The organism is Nocardia sp. NPDC059240 (assembly GCF_042753865.1).
In the GTDB taxonomy this organism is placed as follows: Bacteria; Actinomycetota; Actinomycetes; order Mycobacteriales; family Mycobacteriaceae; genus Nocardia.
Map to the genome: position 1 here is coordinate 79,105 of NZ_JBHZAC010000023.1, position 17,355 is coordinate 96,459.

Sequence of the window (17,355 nt, forward strand, 5' to 3'; positions counted from 1 at the left end):
AACGCATGTCCGACGTGACATTCCCCGCGCGGCTGACCGTGACCTCGGATCCCGACCTCGACGGTCTGCCGATCCTGTCGGCCACCGTCACGCCCTCGGCCGAGGCCGCCACTCAGGAACTACCCAAGGGCCAACTAGGCCCGGCCGGGCCACGCGGCGGGCCCCGCACGACGTTCCGCAAGGTCGGCACGCTGGCCAGCGCCGTCGCTCGCCCGACCGGCCTCGGCCCGGACGACCGCGGCAAATGGTGGCACCGCCTCGACAGCAACGGCATGGACGTATGGGTCGGCGACGGCTGGTTCCATTCACCGAACGCCGTTGGTGCGCAAGGCCTGACCGCCGACGCGCTGACCGTGACCGCCACCACCAACCACGCTGAGACGTTGACCGAGGCGGCGCTGACCGTCACCGCCAACGGGCGCGCGTTGACCCTGGCCGCGACCGCGCCCGCGGGACTGCAAGGCCCGCCCGGACCGACCGGCAGCAGCGGAACAATCAGCGCCGCCACCGATTTCGACAACACCGTCGGGCCCACGCACCGAGGTTTGTTCGCCTATCAGCCCGCGGCCCGCCGCTGGAAGGTCGCGGCACCACCCAACGGATTCAGCCAGTGGTCATGGTTCCAAGAGGATTTCCTCGCCAGCACCAGCACCGCGAATCCGTCGCTGACTGTCGCCTCGCTCGCCCTGCCTGCTCTGCCGTTCGCGTGGCGGCCCATGGTGTGGCTCGCCGGTTGGGTCCTGTCGGACACCGATGCCGGAACCTATCCGATCCTTGCCGCCCGACTCGGCTCGCCGACCGGGGTCATGGTCTCGTACGGCGCCGGAATCCGTTCCGGCAAATGGTGGTACCACATCACGTCGTTTCCGACCTTCGGCGATGACGGCCCCAAACCCCTGTCCCCGGCCAGCACGTACGCGAGCGTCCCGGCAGGCGAAAAGGCCTCGATCCTCGTAACCGTCGAAAAGATCGGCACCGCCGCCGGAAACCTGTCCTGGGACCGCACGCTCGCCAGCGCGGTTGTGTGGGCCCTACCGATCGGAGGATGAGTTGCCCAGCATCGGCGAGTACTTCAGCAGCGTTCGCATCGGCGGCGTCGACGAGGGCATCGCGGACGACGGCGTCACGCAATCCTTGCAAGCCACCCCCGCCGACAGCTCCCTCGAGCTCCCCATCGGGCCGCCCGGCAACACCGGACCCAAAGGCCCGCAGTCCTACCCGTTCCGGTGGGAGGGCGATATCGCCGATCAACGCGCCCTGGCCGCCATCGCAACCGGGCTCGGCCCGATCCACGCCGGTAAGGCCTGGCACGTCAAGTCGACAAACAGCCTGGCCTATTGGAACGGAACGACATTCGATACCTTCGCCGACGCGTTCGGCGCGCACGGCCCGACCGGCCAACCGAATCAGCTGACCCTCGGCACCGTCACCACCGGTGCGGCCGGCACCCAAATGCAGATCACCGTGACCGGCACGCCGCCGAACCAGACCGTGAATTTCGTTGTGCCGCGCGGTGTCAAGGGCCGCAAGGGTCCGATCGGACCGCCAGGACCGATCAGCGCCGCCGCGGATTTCGACAGCACGATCACCCGTGCCGACGGCATGATCCCGATGTGGAACGCCGCCACCAGCAAATGGACGCCGAGCCGTAACCCGAACTGGCGTGGCCCGTGGACGATCAACGACGCGTTGCGCTACGACGGCGGCCCCGGATTTGTGGCCGACAACCCCAACATCACGGCCGTGCCGTATCAGATTGCGTCCCTGCCGATTCCGGCGCAAGACGTTGCCTGGCGGCCGTTCGTGACCGGCGGCGTGATCGCGTGCACGACCAGCGACAAGTCCGGCGAGCGTGTCGTGTTGCATGCGGCCCTGCCCGACAACACGATCGTCGCGTACGGCGACGGGCACGGGTGGGCGGTCCTGCGGCACCTGACTTTGGTCCCGCACATCCGCACCACGGCGCAGAACCCGACCAGCACGGTTGGTGTGGTGCCCGCTGGGCAGGCAACGAGCATCATCGTCCGAATCGACGCGACCACCAACGCACCCCCGATCACCTACGGCCGCGCCTATTCGCACCTGGCGGTGTGGGCGGTACCTGTGACAGGAGCTCCCGCATGACCACTGTCTACGACTCCGACGTCACGGTCACCATGCGCTCGGTCACTGACGCGACCGGCCTGCCGCATACCGTCAACCCGATCGAGGTCGTCGACCGTCAGGTCCTCGTCGAACTGCGCGAGGGCCCACCCGGAACCCTAGGCCCACAGGGCGATCCGTCGTGGCCGTGGACATGGGCGGGCGACATCGCGAGCTTTGCCGCGCTGCAAGCCCTACACCTCGGCACCGCCGATGCCCGCAAGGCCTGGCGCGTCGTCGACGAACAAGCCCTGTATCTGTGGTCGGGCATGGAATTCGTGCGCATGCTCGGCACGTTCCAAGCCGTCGGCCACCAGGCCCCACCGACCACCCTGGCCGGATCCGCAACCGCGGGCCCGACCGGATCGGCGGCGGCGGTGGCGATCACCGGCACCGCCCCCGATCAGCAACTCGCGATCACGTTCCCGCGCGGCGTGACCGGCGACGTCGGCGACCCCGGCGTCCCCGGCCCGATCCGCGCCGCCGAGGACGTCGGCGACCTGTCGGGCGCGCGGCAGGACGCGGTACTCGCCTGGAATGCGGCCGCCGGCGAATGGCAGCCGAGACCGGCCCCACGCATCGGCGGACCGTGGGCGATCGCTGCCTCGCAGTTCACCGGCGGTGGATCCAACCTCTCGGCGTCTCCGAGAACCCTGGCGACGATGAACATTCCGGCCCAGCCCTACCCCTGGCGGCCGATCGTGATCGCCGGAAACATCGGCATTCAGAACCACGTCAGCGCCTACGACGCCGGCCGCGTCAACGTCGAGATCCGGCTCGGCGCCATCGACGGCCCACTCATCGGCTACGGCGTATCGACCGCGCTGGCGAATAACTCTGTCGTGCAGTTCTATCCGCGTTGGGACTACGCGATCGCCGACGGATCCACACACGCGACCGTCGCCGCCAACGTCACCGCCGCAATCTACGTGCTCGCCAAACGCGCCACCGGCAACGCGAACTATTCCGTCCAGACCGCCAATGCTCAGCTAGTGATCATGGCCCAACCCCTCTGAAACGATGAGCGAACAACCCGAAATCGTCGAGCAAATCATCACCCCCGCCGGACGCAACCAAACCAGCGCCACAGACCGCCCACCACGAGCAGGCGAGGCCGAGATCCCGCCGCGCATGCGGGCATTCGTCGAACAGCTCACCAACGGACAGTTGCCCGACCCCGGCGAGGTTCCCGAGCAGGATCCGCAAGTCCTCGCCCTGGCCGCCGAGCTGCAAATCGTCCATCTGCCCGAGTGGCGCAACCCGGCCGGTCGCGTGCTCGCCGGACCCGCGACCACCCAGATTCCGGCCGCGGTCCGCATCGCCGAGTACCTCGTCCGCCGCGGGGTGCGCGTACACCCCGAGCTCGAGCAGATCCGTTGGATACCGACCCCGAACGGCCCGCCCCGCGCCTACGACGACGGTCTCCACGTCACGCCCGACGAACACGGGCAATGGCCCGACCCGGACCCCGAAACGTTCTGGGACGTCGCCGATATCGCCGTCCGCCAGGAACGCGACGGCTCATGGATAGCCGTGCACCCGCGTGGAATCCAGTTCACCGCACTCAGCAAGAGCGCAGCCTATGCCGGCCTCGTCGAGCGGCTGCGCGCCAAGATCGAGGAGGCGCAACAGCATGGCTGAGCATGTGCTCGCTCACCAGTACTCGCCACAGGAAACCGGCTATTGGTGCGGCCCGGCGTCGACACAGATCGTGCTGACGATCTGCGGAATCGATGTGCCCGAGCAGCAGCTCGCCGCCGAGATCGGTACCGACACCGACGGAACCGACTGGATAGGGCAGATCACCGAGGTACTAGCCCGCCGCAGCGGGCGCCCGTACGTCACGCGTGAAATCCCCAACGATCCACCGACACCCGGCCAGCGCGAACAACTCTGGGCTGATATTCGCGCCTCGATCGACAGCGGCAACGGGCTGATCGCCAACATCGTCGCCCCGCCCGGCAACCAGCCACCCGGCTACCCGCCGGGACAGACGATCTACCACTACATCGCCCTCGTCGGATACCGCGACGGGGGCGATGTCTATGTCGCGGACCCCGCCAGATTCGGCGGATACGAACACTATTGGCTCTCGCTCGATCAGCTCGCCTCGCTGATCGCCCCGAAAGGCTATGCCGCGGTCCCGGCCGGCGCACCCGTCCCGCCGCCGTCTGCGGCCGTGACGTTCGGTGTCGACATCAGCAACCATCAGGCCGGCCTCGACCTCGACCGGGTGTTCGCCGAGGGATTCGAGTTCGTGATCGCCAAATGCACTGAGGGCGAGTACTACCGAGACCCGACCTGGCCCGGATTCCGCGATGCCACCCTCGGCGCGGGCAAGGTCCTGGCTGGCTATCACTACGTGCGTGCCGACGGCGACGCCGAGGCGCAGGCCGCGGCGTTCGTCGAGCACCTCGGGGACCCGAGCATTCCTGCGATGCTCGATCACGAGGACGGCTCGGGCGACCTCGGCGCGTTCCTCGCAGTGCGTGAGGCGATCGAGCGGCGCGGCGTGCGGGTCGCGCTTTCCTACCTGCCGCAGTGGTATTGGGACCGCATCGGCCGCCCGGACCTGTCCGGCATTCCGCCTCTGATGACCTCGCATTACGGGCCGCGTCGCGCCGGATTCGCCGCGGCGATCTACCCCGGACACGACGACATCGGATGGCAGGCATACGGCGGCGGCGACCCTCGGATCTTCCAATTCAGCGACCGCGGCCTCGTCGCCGGCCGAGAAATCGACGTCGACGCTTTCCGCGGCACCCCCAGCGAACTTCGCGACCTACTCACAGGAGACGACGACATGGCATTCACCGACGACGACCGCCGCATGCTCCGCGAGATCTGGGAACAGCTGCGCGGCCCCAACGCCGAGGGCTGGCCGCAGCTGGGCACCAACGCCGAGGGCAAGAACATGACCCCTGTCGATGCCCTCGCCGAGATCCGCGCCACCGTCAAGGGCAAGTGATGGGGCGCCACGACCTCGCCGAGGGCGGTCCCAGTCAGGTTCGCCACCCTTGGCGCGCGGTGGCCCGCACTGCCTTTCAGCTCGTCGTCGGCCTGGCCGCCGCCCTGCCCGCGATCGTCGCCTCGACCGGCCTACCGGCTACCGCCGCCGGTATCGGTGTGGCGCTGGCGATCTCGGCGACGCTGACCCGGATCATGGCCGTGCCTGCGGTCAATTCCGCGCTCACACTGTGGGCGCCCTGGCTGGCGGCCGAGCCGCGAGCAGGTGATGGCCTATGAATCCCGAGCAGATCACCGCGCTAGGCGGTGGCGTGGTCGCGATCATGACCGCGGTATTCGGTTGGCTCAATGCCCGGCAAGCCAAGCGGTTCGCCGAGCTCGAGCAGCGCGTCGAGCACCTCGAGACCGAGCTCGCCGAATCGAAATCCCTTTTTCGCGAAGCGGTCCGGTTCATTCGCGTACTGCTTGCCCATATTGCCGATCTCGGCATCGCCCACCGCACCGGCAGCGACCGGCCACCGGTGCCCGAGATTCCCGAACGACTGCGAGAGGAGGTCTGACCCGTGTCCGATCTACCCCCGTTGAAATACGGGCGCGTCGTCGGTCGTTTTCTGGCCAACATCGCCGACGGCCCCGACGTCAACGACACCCCGGATTTCGTGCCGCTCGCCGGAACCGTGACGTTCACCGCCGGCGCGCCGAAAGTGCTCGTCGCCTCGGCGCAACCGGACCCGGCGACCTACGTGCAGTTGCCCGAGTACTACGAGTGCCAGCTCGACGAATTCGGTTACCTCACCTGGCGCGGCGGCCGCGGAATCCGGCTGGTCGCACCCAACGGCGACACCAACCCGACCAACTGGACTTGGCGGGCCTCGTTCAACCTCACCTATCAGGGCAAACCGGTACGCCTAGACTCGTTCGCGTTCCTTGTCCCGCCCTATGTGCCCGGCCCGAATCCCGAACACCCCGATGTCGACGCAACCGGCCTGGTCGACCTCACCCTCGTCTCGCCGGTCCCCGCCAGCAACGGCGAGGCCGTCGTCCGCGGACTGAGCGTGGTCGCTGTGCGAATCGTCGGCGACGCACTCGTTTTCGAGCTGGACAACGGCGACGACCTGCCGCCGGTCACCGTGCCGGCCATCCCCGCCGCCTCGGCCGCCGCCGCAGCCGCCGCAGCCAGCGCGAGCACCGCAGGCACCGCCGCCACCAACGCGCAGAACGCCGTCAACTCGTTCACGCTCGGAATAGGCACCGTCACAACGGGACCGGCCGCCGCCGCCGTCCACGGCGGCCCGCCCGGCTGGACGCTGGACCTCACATTGCCGCCCGGCCCAACCGGCCCGGCCGCACCCGACGCCACCGCCAGCGGCAAGGGAATCATTCAGCTCGCCGGCGACCTCGGCGGCACCGCCGCCGCGCCGACCGTGCCCGCCCTCGCGGGCAAGGCCCCCGTCGTGCACACCCACCCGTCGACCGACATCTCGGACTCGACCACGACCGGCCGCTCGGTCCTGACCGCCGCCTCGGCCGCCGCCGCCCGCACAGCGATCGGCGCCGGTACCTCGAGCCTCGCCATCGGCACCGCCGCCGGTACCGCCTGCGAAGGCAACGACGCACGCCTCACCAACACGCGCACGCCCTCACCCGGCACCGTGCCCTACGACCTGTCGATCGTGGTGTGCGGCAAAGACACCGTGCGTGCGGTGGGCGTCGGCGATTTCCCGTTCGGCGTCAAGCTCCAACGCGCGGCGACGTTCACGTCGTGGACGATCCGCGCCGGGGGTGCCGACGCGTCGGGAAACCTGGTCGTCGAGATCCGCAAGAACGGGACCGCGGTCTCGCCGACGAGCACGATCACGGTTGCCGCCGCCAGCCAGGTCGCGGGCGCAACGGTCACTGGCAGTTGGTCATTCGCCGCCGGGGACATCCTCACCGTCGCGATAACCGGCGTCGGCACCACGCCCGGCAAGGGCCTGATCGCCGACATTCTCGGCCAGGCGTAGGGGCGGCGAATGGGAATCATCGTTGTGGGCCCGCGCGCGTCGGCGTTCCTGCCCTCGAAGATGAACAAGAACGGCACAGCGAACCTCACCACGAGCTACGCACCCGTTCAGGGCTGGACCGCTGACACCGGCTCATATCCGGGGAGCACGGTCAGCAGTCCCGACGCACTCGTCGTCCAAAACACCGGGGCATCGGTCAAGATCACGGTATCCGCGACATGGTCCGTCGGTATCGGATCAACCGTCGTCAGCCTGAATATCACTGTGAACGGCGGGATCGTCGCCACGATCGACAGCGCGACCGCGTCCTCGGGCACGACCAGCACGAACTGGACCGGTGCGGTCGCGCAAGGTGACCTGATCCGGATGGAAGCCAAAGCGGCCAGTGCGTTTCAACCCAGTATCTCGGCGGGATTCGTCCAAGTCGTCTGAGCGACAACACAAACGAGAACGCGCCCCGGCAATCCGTTGCCGGGGCGCTGTTTTCGCTGTTTCAGCCCGTGACAACCTGCCAGGTCGACAGCTCTGCCTTCGCCGAGGGCTTGCCGTTCCACAAGTGCAGCTGAAAATCAGGGTCTTTGACCTTCGCCTCATCCTTGAACGCCGCATCCTTGTCGGCGACGTACAGTGCGAAGGTCCGGCCACCGATGTCGGTTCCCTTGAGCGCCTTAGCGATATCGGTGGCGATCGGCCGCAATGCGTCCGCAGTTCGCGAGGTCGGCACACAGAGGTAGACGTGCACAGCGACCTTGCCCGGTTTGCTGGATTCGGTGCTGGTGAGCGCGTGAACGACGCTCACGCCGGCCGGTAGCTGTAGACCATCCGCGAATGCCGACAGTTCTGGATCGTCGATCGGATGCGACGGGTAGCACGCCGCCGGTTCCGCAGCCACGGGCGCAGAGGTCTGCACGCTCGTCATTGCCGGTCGTGTAGTGGTGGGCTGGACCTTGTCGTCATCGCCGCTGGATCCGCAGCCGGCGAGCAGGGCGGTAGCGCCGATAATCGGAAGCACCACAGCAGTTCTCATGATTTCCCCTCGGTTTGCGTGGCCGTGACGCTACCGACTAGCGAACAGCCGGACCAGAGTTTTCTGGGTGATTTGCACGATTTGTCAGGTTTTGGCCTCGTGTGCGCAACGCCGAAACCGGCAGGGTGTCGGCCGTCGATGAGGAGACCCGTGGAGGTGCGGCCCGCAGGCCCCGAATACGAACAGCTACCCCATTTCTCGTGCGCTTCGACGCGGACATGCCGCTGATCCTTGTACTCGATTAACCCGCGCAATCGCTCGTTACCGATCCCTTCCCCTGCCCCGGTCGTCGCGTTCACGCTGCCGCTCTGCGTCCCGGCCAGCGCGGGTAGCACGTTCGGCGGCCTCGCGTGACGCGCGCGCCGCGTCACCTGGCAGCTGACCAGAGCGGGCGAGGGTGCTGATCACGTCGTCGGGTGCACCGGGCATCGCAGCACGGAACTCTCGTTCCCTGTCGTGGATCGCGTCGGTACGCGCTCGCAGGACCCGTGTCCGCTCCGCCTGCTCGGCTTCTTTGCGTTCCCGTTCCGCTGTCTCACGGGCCTGCGCCTGTGCCCGGACACGGTCGGCGCGCTCTTGCGTACGCTGCCGTTTCCGTTCGCGATCCGCCTGCCGCAGCCGTTCGACGTCGTGCAGTTCGAGCTGCTCACGACCGCGTTCCCGTTCGATCTTTTCGCCGGCCCTGACAGCATCGCGAACCTGTTCCCGGTTCACACGCTCCACCTTGAACCGGTCGGGGAAGTCGCGACGCATCCGCTCCATCGCGGTACGGGTGCGTTCGTCCATCCGGGCGTCGTCACGAATGACCCAGGTGCCACGCGCGCGCTCATCGCGTTCGAGAATCTCCCGGTCCTTCTGCAGCTGGAAGAACGCATCACTTTCCAGCCGGTGGCGATTCTTGTACTCGGTGAAATCGCGGACACGCCCGTCCTTGTCGCGCCGGACAGTGTCGTGTCGGCGGCCGCCCAGGGAGGTGTTCGTTGTCTTCTCGTGCTGCCACCCGGCGGCTTCGGTCTCGCCACGCTCGCGGGCCTGGCCCTCGTGGAACGCGCGCCCCTTCTCGTTGGACTTGCGTCCGCGTTCACTCGCTCGTCGCTCGGTCTCGCGCATCCGTGCGGACTCTTCGGCCCGCTGCCGCGCCGAGTCCTCGGCTCGCCGTCGTGCAGATTCTTCCGCTCGCCGCCGCGCCGTGTCCTCTGCCCGGCGACGCTTTTCCGCGTCCTCGGGAGTACTCACGACGGCTACACGAGACCGTGCTTACGCCTCGTCTCGTCGTGAGGGTGTGGCAGGCCGTGCTTTTCAGCGTAATCGGCCGAGCGCGAATAGATCTCGGTGCCGATCATCATGAATGCCTCGGTGCTGCCGTCTGCCTCGGCTGCCTCGAACAGCATGTCGGTCAGGTCGTCGGGGCTGTTTCCCCACCGGTAACCGATCGCGGGGGTGAACGCCTCCCCGTACAGCACCGATCCGGGAGCATCCTGGTAACGCTCGTTGAACCACTCACCGCCCGCCAGCAGGCGCAGAGCTTCCCCGAAGTAGCACACGAACTGATCCGCGCGCTGCTGGCGTTCGCCCTCGTACGCCGCATAGAGAGCATCGACATCTGGAAAGAAATCGTCGAACTCATTGCATACCCAGCCGACCATGTCGTGAGTAAAGCGCTCACCGTCGGGCCGTGGCTCACCGTCCACCGACACCATCGGCAGGGTTTCGGTGAACAACCGGTCGACCTGTGCCGCGATCCGTTCCGGCCTCGACCAGGCGACCCAGGCAGGTAACTGCTGGGCGGCAGCGTCGAAATGGCCGGGGTTCAGTAAGTCATCACTCATGGTGGGGATCCCTTGTCAGGGTCACAGCGGTAGATCCTACCGCTGTGACAGCTAAGTATTCCGCCGCTTGGGGCGGTCTGTTGACTCGCATTCGAGTGCGAGCTGTGGCCGGCCTTCCGCCTGATTGCCGTACTCGACGTCAACGACCTCGAGTGGTTCGATGTCGATAATTTCGGTGATGAATCCGGCCTCTACGAGCTCACTCAGGTCGCGCTGCGCTACCTCGATGAGATCTTCAGCGGTGATCGGTGGCCCGACCCGGCCGTCTTCGGCGACCGGTGCCCAGGACCCATCGAGGTATTGCAACCAACCCGCGGGGCGGTCGCCGCTCAGCAGCGCTAGGACTCCTTCGGCAGACATCGCACGGCCTAGCTCGTAGCGCGATGGGTTCGGGCGTAGGTGGCCCCAGCGGCGGTGATCACGGCCGCCACCTCGAGCAGCTCGGAAGGAACTGCCCGGTCGTCGAAATGCGATGTGCTCGGCACGATTACGGCGGCGACGCCCAGACGGTCCACCACGACGCGCAGGCGGTGCAGTCGGTCGTTGGTACGTTCGCCGAACACGACGGTTTTGCGCAGGTCATAGCCAGTTCGCTTGGCGGCCGATTGGATTCGCTCTTCATCGCGAACCTGATTCAATCCCGACACATCGCTCCGCAGGTAGCCCACGGCAGACGGCAAGAGACCCACGGTCACCACCCCCGGCTGATCGGAACATAAGTGCGCGGTGGTTCGGCGGCGAGTCTTGTCTTGATGTCGGCCACGGTCAGCGTCGGCTGTGAGGACCGCGCAATGTCGACAACGCGGGCGACTACAGCAGCGACAAACAGCAGTAGCGAAGTGAGCGTGATTGCGAGGATCATTTCCATGTCGGGTGTTCTCCTGGTCCCTGGAACGGCTCTGGAGTGCACCCGACGCCCGAATTGGCCGGGCACCGAGTGCAATTCCACCCTCTCGCTGCGTTTGCTCCGAATGAAGTAGACGCCGGTACACGCCGGTATACGCTCGGTACACGCATCTCCCGCAGGGGTGAACAAATGGGTATGCACGAGGCATGGACCGGTGCAGACGCGACAGCGCTAAGGCTCGCGCTGGGCATGTCGCAACGCGAGTTCGCCGAGAGAACAGATATCTCCCTCAGCGTGGTCAAGAAGTGGGCGAGCCGCGGCGAAACAGTCATCCTGCCACCGGAATTCGGCGAGATGATGAACACGCATCTCGATGTCCGGGCAACACCGGAACAGCGCGCTGCCTACTTCGCGCACCGACAGTCCCGGACCGCGATCCTCGTACCCGATGGTCCCGAGCTCTCCATCGATCCCGCCGCGCCCCACTGGGATCCGGGAATCTGGACCGCGGATTGCAACGCCGTCGCCACTGAACTCACCCGAAAGGACCTCATGCTAGATCGGCGTCAAGTGGGGCGCGCCCTATTGGGGGTCGTGGTCGGCGCGAACCTGCTCGAACCCCTGGAACGCTGGCTATTGCGGGCTGGCCACGCAACACCAGACACCACCACCGCCAGCGTCCCTGGCGCTGGACTGCAAGAGATCGACGACTTGGAGAACGCCGCCCGCATATTCCGCGAATGGGACGACCAGCACGGCGGCGGCTTGCGACGAATGGCGGTCGTCGGACAGCTCAACGAAGTCAACGATCTGATCAAGCAATCCCAACCGGGCGAGCTCCGCCGACGCCTCCGCGGCGTGCAAGCACATCTCGCCGAAACCGCTGCGACGATGTCATGGGATTCCGGCTATCAGGCGCTGGCCCAGCGGTATTACGTGCTCGCGGTCAGGGCCGCGCATGCAGCGAGCGATTCCGCCTTTGCCGCGAACGCGCTAGCAGGTATGGCCCGCCAACTGCTGTGCCTAGGCCGCGCCAGTGATGCACTCGAGCTGGTCCGCCTGGCGCAAGACCACGCGGCCCGCGGAGCGACGCCGACTGTTCACGCCATGCTTCGCACTCGCGAGGCGTGGGCGTACGCAAATCTCGGCCGCCCGTCAGCATTTCACCGAACCTGGGACCGAGCCGGTGACGACATGGCAGCCTCGACACCCGACGACGACCCACACTGGATCGGATACTTCGACCGAGCCGAGTTCGCGGGAACCATCGGCGGTCGCCTGCTCGAGATGGCCAAGCACGCACCGGAATTCGCCAGCGAGGCCGCCGGCCAGATCGCTCAAGCAATCACTCTGCGACGACCGGAACGGCTGCGGAGTTCAGCCCTGGACCAGTTAGGGATCGCCGAAGCGCGCCTGATCGAGGGCGAGGTCGAGGAGGCATGCCGACTCGGCGAGGAAGCCCTCTCGACCGTCGAGAAAACGACCTCGGATCGAGTGCTGGTGAAAGTGCGTGAGATCTACGAGCGGACAGAGCAACTCGTCAACGTCAGCGCCGTCGCCGAACTTCGAGACAGAATGTGCCCGCTGGTCGGGTCCACGGTATGAAGTGAGCATGACTCGTATCGGTGTCACCGGCCATATGAACATCACCGCCGACACGGCCACCCTGGTCTATGACGAAATCGCTCAATTGCTCACCGAGGCAGCGCAGAACGGCGAACTGACCGGGATCAGCTGCATCGCGCGCGGCGCAGACAGCGTGTTCGCTCAGGCCGTTCTCGACGCCGGCGGCCGCCTCGAGGTCGTCTTGCCTTGCCGCAACTACCGCGAGCAGAAGGTCAAGCCCGACCATGTCGAGCAGTTCGACGAACTACTGAGCCGCGCCACCACCGTGCATGTTCTCGAGTTCGACGTTGCGGGCCGCGAAGCGTACGAGGCGGCCAACGAACTGCTTGTCGGCTCGAGCGATCGACTCGTCGCGGTTTGGGACAGCAAGCCCAGCGAGCAGGGCGGCACGGGTACCGTCGTCGAGCTGGCTCAGAAGAAGGGCGTGCCGGTCACCATTGTTTGGCCGACGGGAGCGGAACGCTCCTGATCAGTACCGGTCGTCGAGGTCGTCGTCGTCCACCTGGCGCACGGCCTCGGCCAACCGTGACAGCCGCGTGAGGACGTCGTCAGCAGCAGCCCCGGCGCGGTACGTCTTCTCCCCGACCGAGATGAGGCCCCCGAGCGTCGGCAGGGCCAGAACCCCGAGCACCTGCTCGACCTCGTCGAGGCTCGGCACCGGATCGAAGGCCGGCCGGATACCGCGCAGCACCTCGGCCGCCCCGAACACCGCACCGGGATCGGCCTCGGCAATTACGTCGAGGGCGGCGACGAGCAGATGATCAGCCCCCACGTGCGGGCCCCGACTCATCCGTCCACGGCCGGACTGCGCGCGCCGAACACCATTGGCGCACCTCGAGTTGCCCCCGCCCGTTGGCGGTCTCCGCCGTGAACTCGACGTAGGCGAGCCATCCACCGTCAGTACAGCGCAGCCAGGCATACAGCAGGCCCGGAACGGTGCGCGCGCGATTGAGGCCGCCCGCGCGGACCCGTAGCGGTACAGAGTTCGCGCCGAAAGTGGCTGGGTGGGTCGGCATGGCGAGGCCGATTTCGACCAGAACGCGTTTCGGCGGATCCTCGACTTTCCACAGCGGAGGATCGGTGATGGGCCATTGATCGAACATCAGTTCGGATAATAGCTCGAGCCGCTAGCGTGCCACGCCAACAACCGACGCGCCACGCTCGTCGAACCGATGTGCGAATATCAGATAACCGACCGCTTATGATCTGCGTGTGTCGGACGAACAGAAACTATGCGAGATCTGCGGCGAACGTCCTGTCACGGACAGCTACATGTCGATGATGTGCCCAGAGTGCCGGACACGGATCGAGACCCAGAACGCTACCGACCCGTACCCGCTGGTGGTGCTGCGCGAGGACTAGCCCCCACGCCAATCTATCGCGTCAATGTGTACTCGTCCGGGTTGCCGGATCGATACAACGATGCACACGGGCTCGAACGGCGATATCGTTCCCCAAAAGCATTGGGGGGCAATCTGTGTCTGAGGCGGTAACTGGCGAGAAGAACCCGCCTGTTTCGGCGTACAACCGATTCTCGTTGCGACGTCGACCGCTCTGGTTGGACCTCGGGCTCACTGTCGGAGGTTCTGCAGGGGCAGGATTCAGCGCCGCTCTGTTGTTCGGCGTGCCGGCCAGTTTCTCTCAACCGCTCGCGACATTTCTCGCTGGCACCGGCGCGCTCGGCGCGGGTTCGCTGGCCTACCTCAATGGTCAACGTTCCCGCACCCAAAGCGAGAACCACCACCAGGCCGACATGGATCGTGAACGGGAACGTCATCGCGAAGACACCCACCGCGCGCAGGAAACTGACCTGCGCAACCGATACACCGCGATCGCCGCCCAGATCGCTGACAGCTCCGCTGCGATCCGGCAAGCTGGCGTCTATGCGCTCACTGCGCTTGCAGATGACTGGTACAGGTTCGGAGAGGCCGAGGAACGCCAGGTTTGCATCAACTTGCTGCAGTGGTACCTGCGTGTCCCATTCCCAACAGAAACCAGCCACACGCGGCCAGATCTTCCCGAATATGAAATTCGCCAGACGATCGTCACCATCCTTATCGAACGTCGTCATCGCGCACCCGATCACCCTCGATCCTGGGCTGGTACCTCAATAAGCATGCGACAGGCATCGCTGCCAGGATGCGACCTCTTTCGATACGACCTCAGCCATCTCGACCTGACCCGGGCAAATTTAATCAACGCGATCCTGACCGGCGCGAACCTGACCAGCGCCAAGCTGATCGACGCGAACCTGACCGGCGCGGGCCTGACCGGCGCGAACCTCTCCGAGGCGGACCTAATCGGCGCGATCCTAGTTGGCGCGACTCTGCACGTCACGAACCTGACCGACGCAGACCTCTCCGAGGCAGACCTGACCCGCGCGATCCTAACCGACGCGAACCTGACCAATGCGCAATTGCCCCACGCGAAACTGACTGGTGCAGACCTCACCAACGCAACGCTAAACAGCGCATACATGACCAGCACCGACCTAACCGACGCGAACCTTACCAGCGCAAGACTGCTCCAGGCGAACATAACCGACGCAAACCTGACCCGCGCGAGACTGAATATCGCGAACTTGACCGGCGCATATCTGAGCGACTCAAAACTGATCGACGCGCACCTAACCGACGCATACCTGGCCGGTGCGGACCTAGCCAGCGCAGACCTGACCCGAGCCGTCCTGACCCGCGCCAATCTGACCAGTGCGAACCTGACCGACGCGAACCTGAACAGTGTGGACCTGAGTAGCGCGCACCTGCGCGCTGCGAACCTGACCGACGCAGACCTCACCGAGGCGAAACTGACTCGCGCACAACTGATGCACGCAGACCTTACTCGCGCGAACCTGACTCGCGCTGACCTAACCAATGCAGACCTAACCGGCGCAGATCTAACCGGCGCAGACCTGACCGGCGCGAACCTGACGGGCATCCTTAACGGTCCGGGGACACAGTGGCCGGTCGGCTCCACCCCGTCAACACCGCAGTGACGCACTAGCCGCGCCAACATCCGCCATGTTTACGGGCACGACGAACGCGTGACGGTCGGCACGCTACAAAATCACGCCACGCGTAGTATTCGTCCTCCTCGACGAGGCCGAGAAGCTCGGCCATCTCGTCGAAGATGCGCAGATCCGCGCCAACCAGGTCGGGGTCGAAATCGGGGAACATACGAGAACGGACGCACCGCGCCGGAGGCAGGTTCCCGACGCGGTACGTCCATACCTGCGAGTCTTATCGAACAAGTCGCAGCGGTGTCCGCAAGCGATAGAACACGATGTCGGCAGCAGACCCGCACGCAGCCGAGGGACCGATGACCTGGGCCGCAAGTTCTCGCATGGCGTCGACGGTGGGCCCGTCCTGCCATGCAAGCGCTACACCACTCCACCGGCCCAGGTTGCCGGTGGCGACGCCCTCAAGTTCGACTGGCACGCCAGCTTCATCGGTGAGCCACTGAGCAAGCGCCGTTGCTGTGTCGAGGCCCGCGTATTCGAATCGAGGGTTCCCGTCCCCGATGCCGGCGAACGCGTCCTGAGGAGTCATCGAAGGCCCGCCAATCGGTCCCAGCTGACCGGTGGTACCTGCCAACGCATTCGAGATTGCGGCGGCTGCGCCTAGGTGCGCGCTTCGGTCGAGGTGGCCGTACGTGTGAATCGTCGTCGTGATCGACTCATGCCCAAGGTGTTCTTGGATTACGGGCAGCGGCACTCGCGCGGCGATCAGCCACGATGCGCAGGTGTGCCGGAGGTCGTGCACGCGAGGCTGTTTGCCGTGTAGCTTCGCGCCGGCGCGGGCAACCGCCGGTTTCCACACGTTGTGGTAGTAGCTCCCCACTGCCACATTGCGACCCCGAGTGTTGAGGAACAGGAACTCCGATGGGTCGCGGGCAAGGTCGAGGTACTCGAAGATCTGCGGTGCGAGGTTGATTGTGCGAGTGCTCTTTTCGGTTTTCGGATAGCCGATCTGCCAACGCGCCTTGCCCTTTGCCCGGGTGTCCTTCCAGGCCTTCGTGATGCTGCACGTCTGCGCCCAATGGTCGATATCGGCGACGGTCAGCGCGGACGCCTCGCTGAATCGTGCGCCGGACGACACGAGAAACAGCGTGATCGCGTGCCAGCGCTCGGGCATCTCGACCAGGATCGCCTGAAACTCCGGCGGGCGTAGAAACACCGCGCGGCGCTGATTCGACCGAGGTAGCTGGGTTTCCTCGCAGGGGTTCGCGAGAATCAGCTTCTTTCTAGCGGCGACTTTCAGTGCGCCGGAAAGAAATCCATGCTTGTTCGCAATCGTCTTACCGGCCGACCCTCTGGCCTTCTGCGCCTGTACCCACTCGCCGACTCGCGTATCGGTCAGCGCGGTCAGCGGCAGCGCGAGCAAGTCGGCCTCGAAGTCGTTTCGCACCATCGCGCGGTACCTGTCGAGGGTGCCGAGGTCGGCCTTCGTCCGAGAACTGATGTAGGTGAGCAACCATTCTTCAAGCGTCGGAATGTCTTCGGCCTTGACGCCTACCTGTGCTCGTAGAACCGTGAGGGCGGCCTCGGGCCCGACCTTGTCGAGAAGCGTTTGCCAGCGGAGGCCGGCCTCGTGATCGTCGAAGGACTCGGAGGTCTGTGTCCCGTTGTGGCGGAAGCAAACTTGCGTGTACGTGGACTTGTCGGCACGCGTGCGGACGCGGATCGAAGACATGACGGATACCCCATGGTCGCGGTGTCGGTTAGGTCCGTCGACATCCCTCAATGTCTGCCATGTTGACCGCAAGTGTTGACGGGCAGGTCCGACCCTAGAAAAAACAGGGTCTGACCTGCCCGTTTTCAGCGGAAGCGGAGGGATTTGAACCCCCTGCCACCGCCGCCGAAAACACTCCGACCTGCGCAAAAGCTGATTTGAGTTCACGAAGACGGATGGAACT

The 17,355-nt window shown here is 65.8% G+C and carries 22 protein-coding genes; 13 read left to right on the forward strand and 9 right to left on the reverse strand.

Annotation, left to right across the window (positions count from 1 at the left end; translation table 11 throughout):
- Nucleotides 1–5: 5 nt before the first annotated feature.
- From ACFXHA_RS45245 to ACFXHA_RS45285, 9 genes are read left to right on the forward strand one after another with little or no spacing between them, the layout of a single operon-like run.
- Complete coding sequence (locus ACFXHA_RS45245; RefSeq protein WP_379367610.1) at nucleotides 6–1,049, forward strand: hypothetical protein; 1,044 nt, start codon at nucleotides 6–8, stop codon at nucleotides 1,047–1,049.
- A 1-nt stretch (nucleotide 1,050) separates the two neighbouring features.
- Nucleotides 1,051–2,124: a hypothetical protein gene (locus ACFXHA_RS45250; protein WP_379367612.1), complete on the forward strand. Its 1,074-nt coding sequence runs from the start codon at nucleotides 1,051–1,053 to the stop codon at nucleotides 2,122–2,124.
- A complete protein-coding gene (locus ACFXHA_RS45255) occupies nucleotides 2,121–3,158 on the forward strand; it encodes a hypothetical protein (RefSeq protein ID WP_379367614.1) in 1,038 nt (345 codons plus the stop codon). The genes ACFXHA_RS45250 and ACFXHA_RS45255 overlap by 4 nt, the downstream gene beginning before the upstream one ends.
- Nucleotides 3,159–3,162: 4 nt before the next feature.
- Nucleotides 3,163–3,783 (forward strand): hypothetical protein, encoded by a 621-nt coding sequence (locus ACFXHA_RS45260; RefSeq protein ID WP_379367616.1) that lies wholly within the window; start codon nucleotides 3,163–3,165, stop codon nucleotides 3,781–3,783.
- Nucleotides 3,776–5,110 (forward strand): C39 family peptidase, encoded by a 1,335-nt coding sequence (locus ACFXHA_RS45265; protein WP_379367618.1) that lies wholly within the window; start codon nucleotides 3,776–3,778, stop codon nucleotides 5,108–5,110. The genes ACFXHA_RS45260 and ACFXHA_RS45265 overlap by 8 nt, the downstream gene beginning before the upstream one ends.
- On the forward strand, nucleotides 5,110–5,388 hold the full coding sequence (locus ACFXHA_RS45270; protein WP_379367620.1) for a hypothetical protein: 279 nt from the start codon (nucleotides 5,110–5,112) through the stop codon (nucleotides 5,386–5,388). Before ACFXHA_RS45265 ends, ACFXHA_RS45270 begins: the two co-directional genes overlap by 1 nt.
- On the forward strand, nucleotides 5,385–5,669 hold the full coding sequence (locus ACFXHA_RS45275; protein WP_379367622.1) for a hypothetical protein: 285 nt from the start codon (nucleotides 5,385–5,387) through the stop codon (nucleotides 5,667–5,669). Before ACFXHA_RS45270 ends, ACFXHA_RS45275 begins: the two co-directional genes overlap by 4 nt.
- A 3-nt stretch (nucleotides 5,670–5,672) precedes the next feature.
- Nucleotides 5,673–7,112, forward strand: a complete 1,440-nt coding sequence (locus ACFXHA_RS45280; protein ID WP_379367624.1) for a hypothetical protein — start codon at nucleotides 5,673–5,675, stop codon at nucleotides 7,110–7,112.
- A gap of 9 nt (nucleotides 7,113–7,121) precedes the next feature.
- Complete coding sequence (locus ACFXHA_RS45285; protein ID WP_379367626.1) at nucleotides 7,122–7,544, forward strand: hypothetical protein; 423 nt, start codon at nucleotides 7,122–7,124, stop codon at nucleotides 7,542–7,544.
- 61 nt (nucleotides 7,545–7,605) lie between these two features.
- Here the strand turns inward: ACFXHA_RS45285 and ACFXHA_RS45290 are convergent, their stop codons facing one another.
- From ACFXHA_RS45290 to ACFXHA_RS45315, 6 genes are all read right to left on the reverse strand, one after another.
- Nucleotides 7,606–8,139 carry a hypothetical protein gene (locus ACFXHA_RS45290; protein ID WP_379367628.1) on the reverse strand — a complete coding sequence of 178 codons (534 nt, stop codon included), beginning with the start codon at nucleotides 8,137–8,139 and terminating at the stop codon, nucleotides 7,606–7,608.
- Between the two features lie 261 nt (nucleotides 8,140–8,400).
- Nucleotides 8,401–9,249, reverse strand: a complete 849-nt coding sequence (locus ACFXHA_RS45295; protein WP_379367630.1) for a hypothetical protein — start codon at nucleotides 9,247–9,249, stop codon at nucleotides 8,401–8,403.
- 131 nt (nucleotides 9,250–9,380) lie between these two features.
- Nucleotides 9,381–9,968, reverse strand: coding sequence for a hypothetical protein (locus tag ACFXHA_RS45300; protein ID WP_379367632.1), 588 nt, complete (start codon nucleotides 9,966–9,968; stop codon nucleotides 9,381–9,383).
- A gap of 51 nt (nucleotides 9,969–10,019) precedes the next feature.
- Complete coding sequence (locus ACFXHA_RS45305) at nucleotides 10,020–10,328, reverse strand: hypothetical protein (RefSeq protein ID WP_379367633.1); 309 nt, start codon at nucleotides 10,326–10,328, stop codon at nucleotides 10,020–10,022.
- An 8-nt stretch (nucleotides 10,329–10,336) separates the two neighbouring features.
- A complete protein-coding gene (locus ACFXHA_RS45310; RefSeq protein ID WP_379367635.1) occupies nucleotides 10,337–10,636 on the reverse strand; it encodes a hypothetical protein in 300 nt (99 codons plus the stop codon).
- A gap of 23 nt (nucleotides 10,637–10,659) precedes the next feature.
- On the reverse strand, nucleotides 10,660–10,836 hold the full coding sequence (locus tag ACFXHA_RS45315) for a hypothetical protein (protein WP_379367637.1): 177 nt from the start codon (nucleotides 10,834–10,836) through the stop codon (nucleotides 10,660–10,662).
- A gap of 168 nt (nucleotides 10,837–11,004) precedes the next feature.
- Here ACFXHA_RS45315 and ACFXHA_RS45320 point away from each other — a divergent pair, with 168 nt between their 5' ends.
- Nucleotides 11,005–12,420, forward strand: a complete 1,416-nt coding sequence (locus tag ACFXHA_RS45320) for a helix-turn-helix domain-containing protein (protein ID WP_379367639.1) — start codon at nucleotides 11,005–11,007, stop codon at nucleotides 12,418–12,420.
- Between the two features lie 34 nt (nucleotides 12,421–12,454).
- On the forward strand, nucleotides 12,455–12,910 hold the full coding sequence (locus tag ACFXHA_RS45325; RefSeq protein WP_379367641.1) for a hypothetical protein: 456 nt from the start codon (nucleotides 12,455–12,457) through the stop codon (nucleotides 12,908–12,910).
- Here the strand turns inward: ACFXHA_RS45325 and ACFXHA_RS45330 are convergent, their stop codons facing one another.
- Complete coding sequence (locus ACFXHA_RS45330) at nucleotides 12,911–13,213, reverse strand: hypothetical protein (protein WP_379367643.1); 303 nt, start codon at nucleotides 13,211–13,213, stop codon at nucleotides 12,911–12,913.
- Nucleotides 13,203–13,544: a hypothetical protein gene (locus ACFXHA_RS45335; RefSeq protein ID WP_379367645.1), complete on the reverse strand. Its 342-nt coding sequence runs from the start codon at nucleotides 13,542–13,544 to the stop codon at nucleotides 13,203–13,205. Before ACFXHA_RS45335 ends, ACFXHA_RS45330 begins: the two co-directional genes overlap by 11 nt.
- Nucleotides 13,545–13,653: 109 nt before the next feature.
- On the opposite strand from ACFXHA_RS45335, the gene ACFXHA_RS45340 reads away from it, so the two are divergent.
- Together ACFXHA_RS45340 and ACFXHA_RS45345 are read left to right on the forward strand one after the other, a co-directional pair.
- Nucleotides 13,654–13,803 (forward strand): hypothetical protein, encoded by a 150-nt coding sequence (locus ACFXHA_RS45340; protein ID WP_379367646.1) that lies wholly within the window; start codon nucleotides 13,654–13,656, stop codon nucleotides 13,801–13,803.
- Nucleotides 13,804–13,918: 115 nt separating this feature from the next.
- Nucleotides 13,919–15,436: a pentapeptide repeat-containing protein gene (locus ACFXHA_RS45345; protein WP_379367647.1), complete on the forward strand. Its 1,518-nt coding sequence runs from the start codon at nucleotides 13,919–13,921 to the stop codon at nucleotides 15,434–15,436.
- A 244-nt stretch (nucleotides 15,437–15,680) separates the two neighbouring features.
- On the opposite strand, the gene ACFXHA_RS45350 is transcribed toward ACFXHA_RS45345, so the two are convergent.
- Nucleotides 15,681–17,132, reverse strand: a complete 1,452-nt coding sequence (locus ACFXHA_RS45350) for a tyrosine-type recombinase/integrase (RefSeq protein WP_379367649.1) — start codon at nucleotides 17,130–17,132, stop codon at nucleotides 15,681–15,683.
- Between the last annotated feature and the right edge of the window lie 223 nt (nucleotides 17,133–17,355).

Excerpts from the sequence above, each read along its gene's own strand:
- ACFXHA_RS45270 (WP_379367620.1), top strand. The coding sequence starts at position 5,110 with ATGGGGCGCCACGACCTCGCCGAGGGCGGTCCCAGTCAGGTTCGCCAC.
- ACFXHA_RS45300 (WP_379367632.1), bottom strand. The coding sequence starts at position 9,968 with ATGAGTGATGACTTACTGAACCCCGGCCATTTCGACGCTGCCGCCCAG.
- ACFXHA_RS45295 (WP_379367630.1), bottom strand. The coding sequence starts at position 9,249 with ATGCGCGAGACCGAGCGACGAGCGAGTGAACGCGGACGCAAGTCCAAC.
- ACFXHA_RS45245 (WP_379367610.1), top strand. The coding sequence starts at position 6 with ATGTCCGACGTGACATTCCCCGCGCGGCTGACCGTGACCTCGGATCCC.
- ACFXHA_RS45255 (WP_379367614.1), top strand. The coding sequence starts at position 2,121 with ATGACCACTGTCTACGACTCCGACGTCACGGTCACCATGCGCTCGGTC.
- ACFXHA_RS45285 (WP_379367626.1), top strand. The coding sequence starts at position 7,122 with ATGGGAATCATCGTTGTGGGCCCGCGCGCGTCGGCGTTCCTGCCCTCG.
- ACFXHA_RS45275 (WP_379367622.1), top strand. The coding sequence starts at position 5,385 with ATGAATCCCGAGCAGATCACCGCGCTAGGCGGTGGCGTGGTCGCGATC.
- ACFXHA_RS45335 (WP_379367645.1), bottom strand. The coding sequence starts at position 13,544 with ATGTTCGATCAATGGCCCATCACCGATCCTCCGCTGTGGAAAGTCGAG.
- ACFXHA_RS45315 (WP_379367637.1), bottom strand. The coding sequence starts at position 10,836 with ATGGAAATGATCCTCGCAATCACGCTCACTTCGCTACTGCTGTTTGTC.
- ACFXHA_RS45320 (WP_379367639.1), top strand. The coding sequence starts at position 11,005 with ATGGGTATGCACGAGGCATGGACCGGTGCAGACGCGACAGCGCTAAGG.
- ACFXHA_RS45290 (WP_379367628.1), bottom strand. The coding sequence starts at position 8,139 with ATGAGAACTGCTGTGGTGCTTCCGATTATCGGCGCTACCGCCCTGCTC.
- ACFXHA_RS45260 (WP_379367616.1), top strand. The coding sequence starts at position 3,163 with ATGAGCGAACAACCCGAAATCGTCGAGCAAATCATCACCCCCGCCGGA.
- ACFXHA_RS45325 (WP_379367641.1), top strand. The coding sequence starts at position 12,455 with ATGAACATCACCGCCGACACGGCCACCCTGGTCTATGACGAAATCGCT.
- ACFXHA_RS45265 (WP_379367618.1), top strand. The coding sequence starts at position 3,776 with ATGGCTGAGCATGTGCTCGCTCACCAGTACTCGCCACAGGAAACCGGC.
- ACFXHA_RS45305 (WP_379367633.1), bottom strand. The coding sequence starts at position 10,328 with ATGTCTGCCGAAGGAGTCCTAGCGCTGCTGAGCGGCGACCGCCCCGCG.
- ACFXHA_RS45350 (WP_379367649.1), bottom strand. The coding sequence starts at position 17,132 with ATGTCTTCGATCCGCGTCCGCACGCGTGCCGACAAGTCCACGTACACG.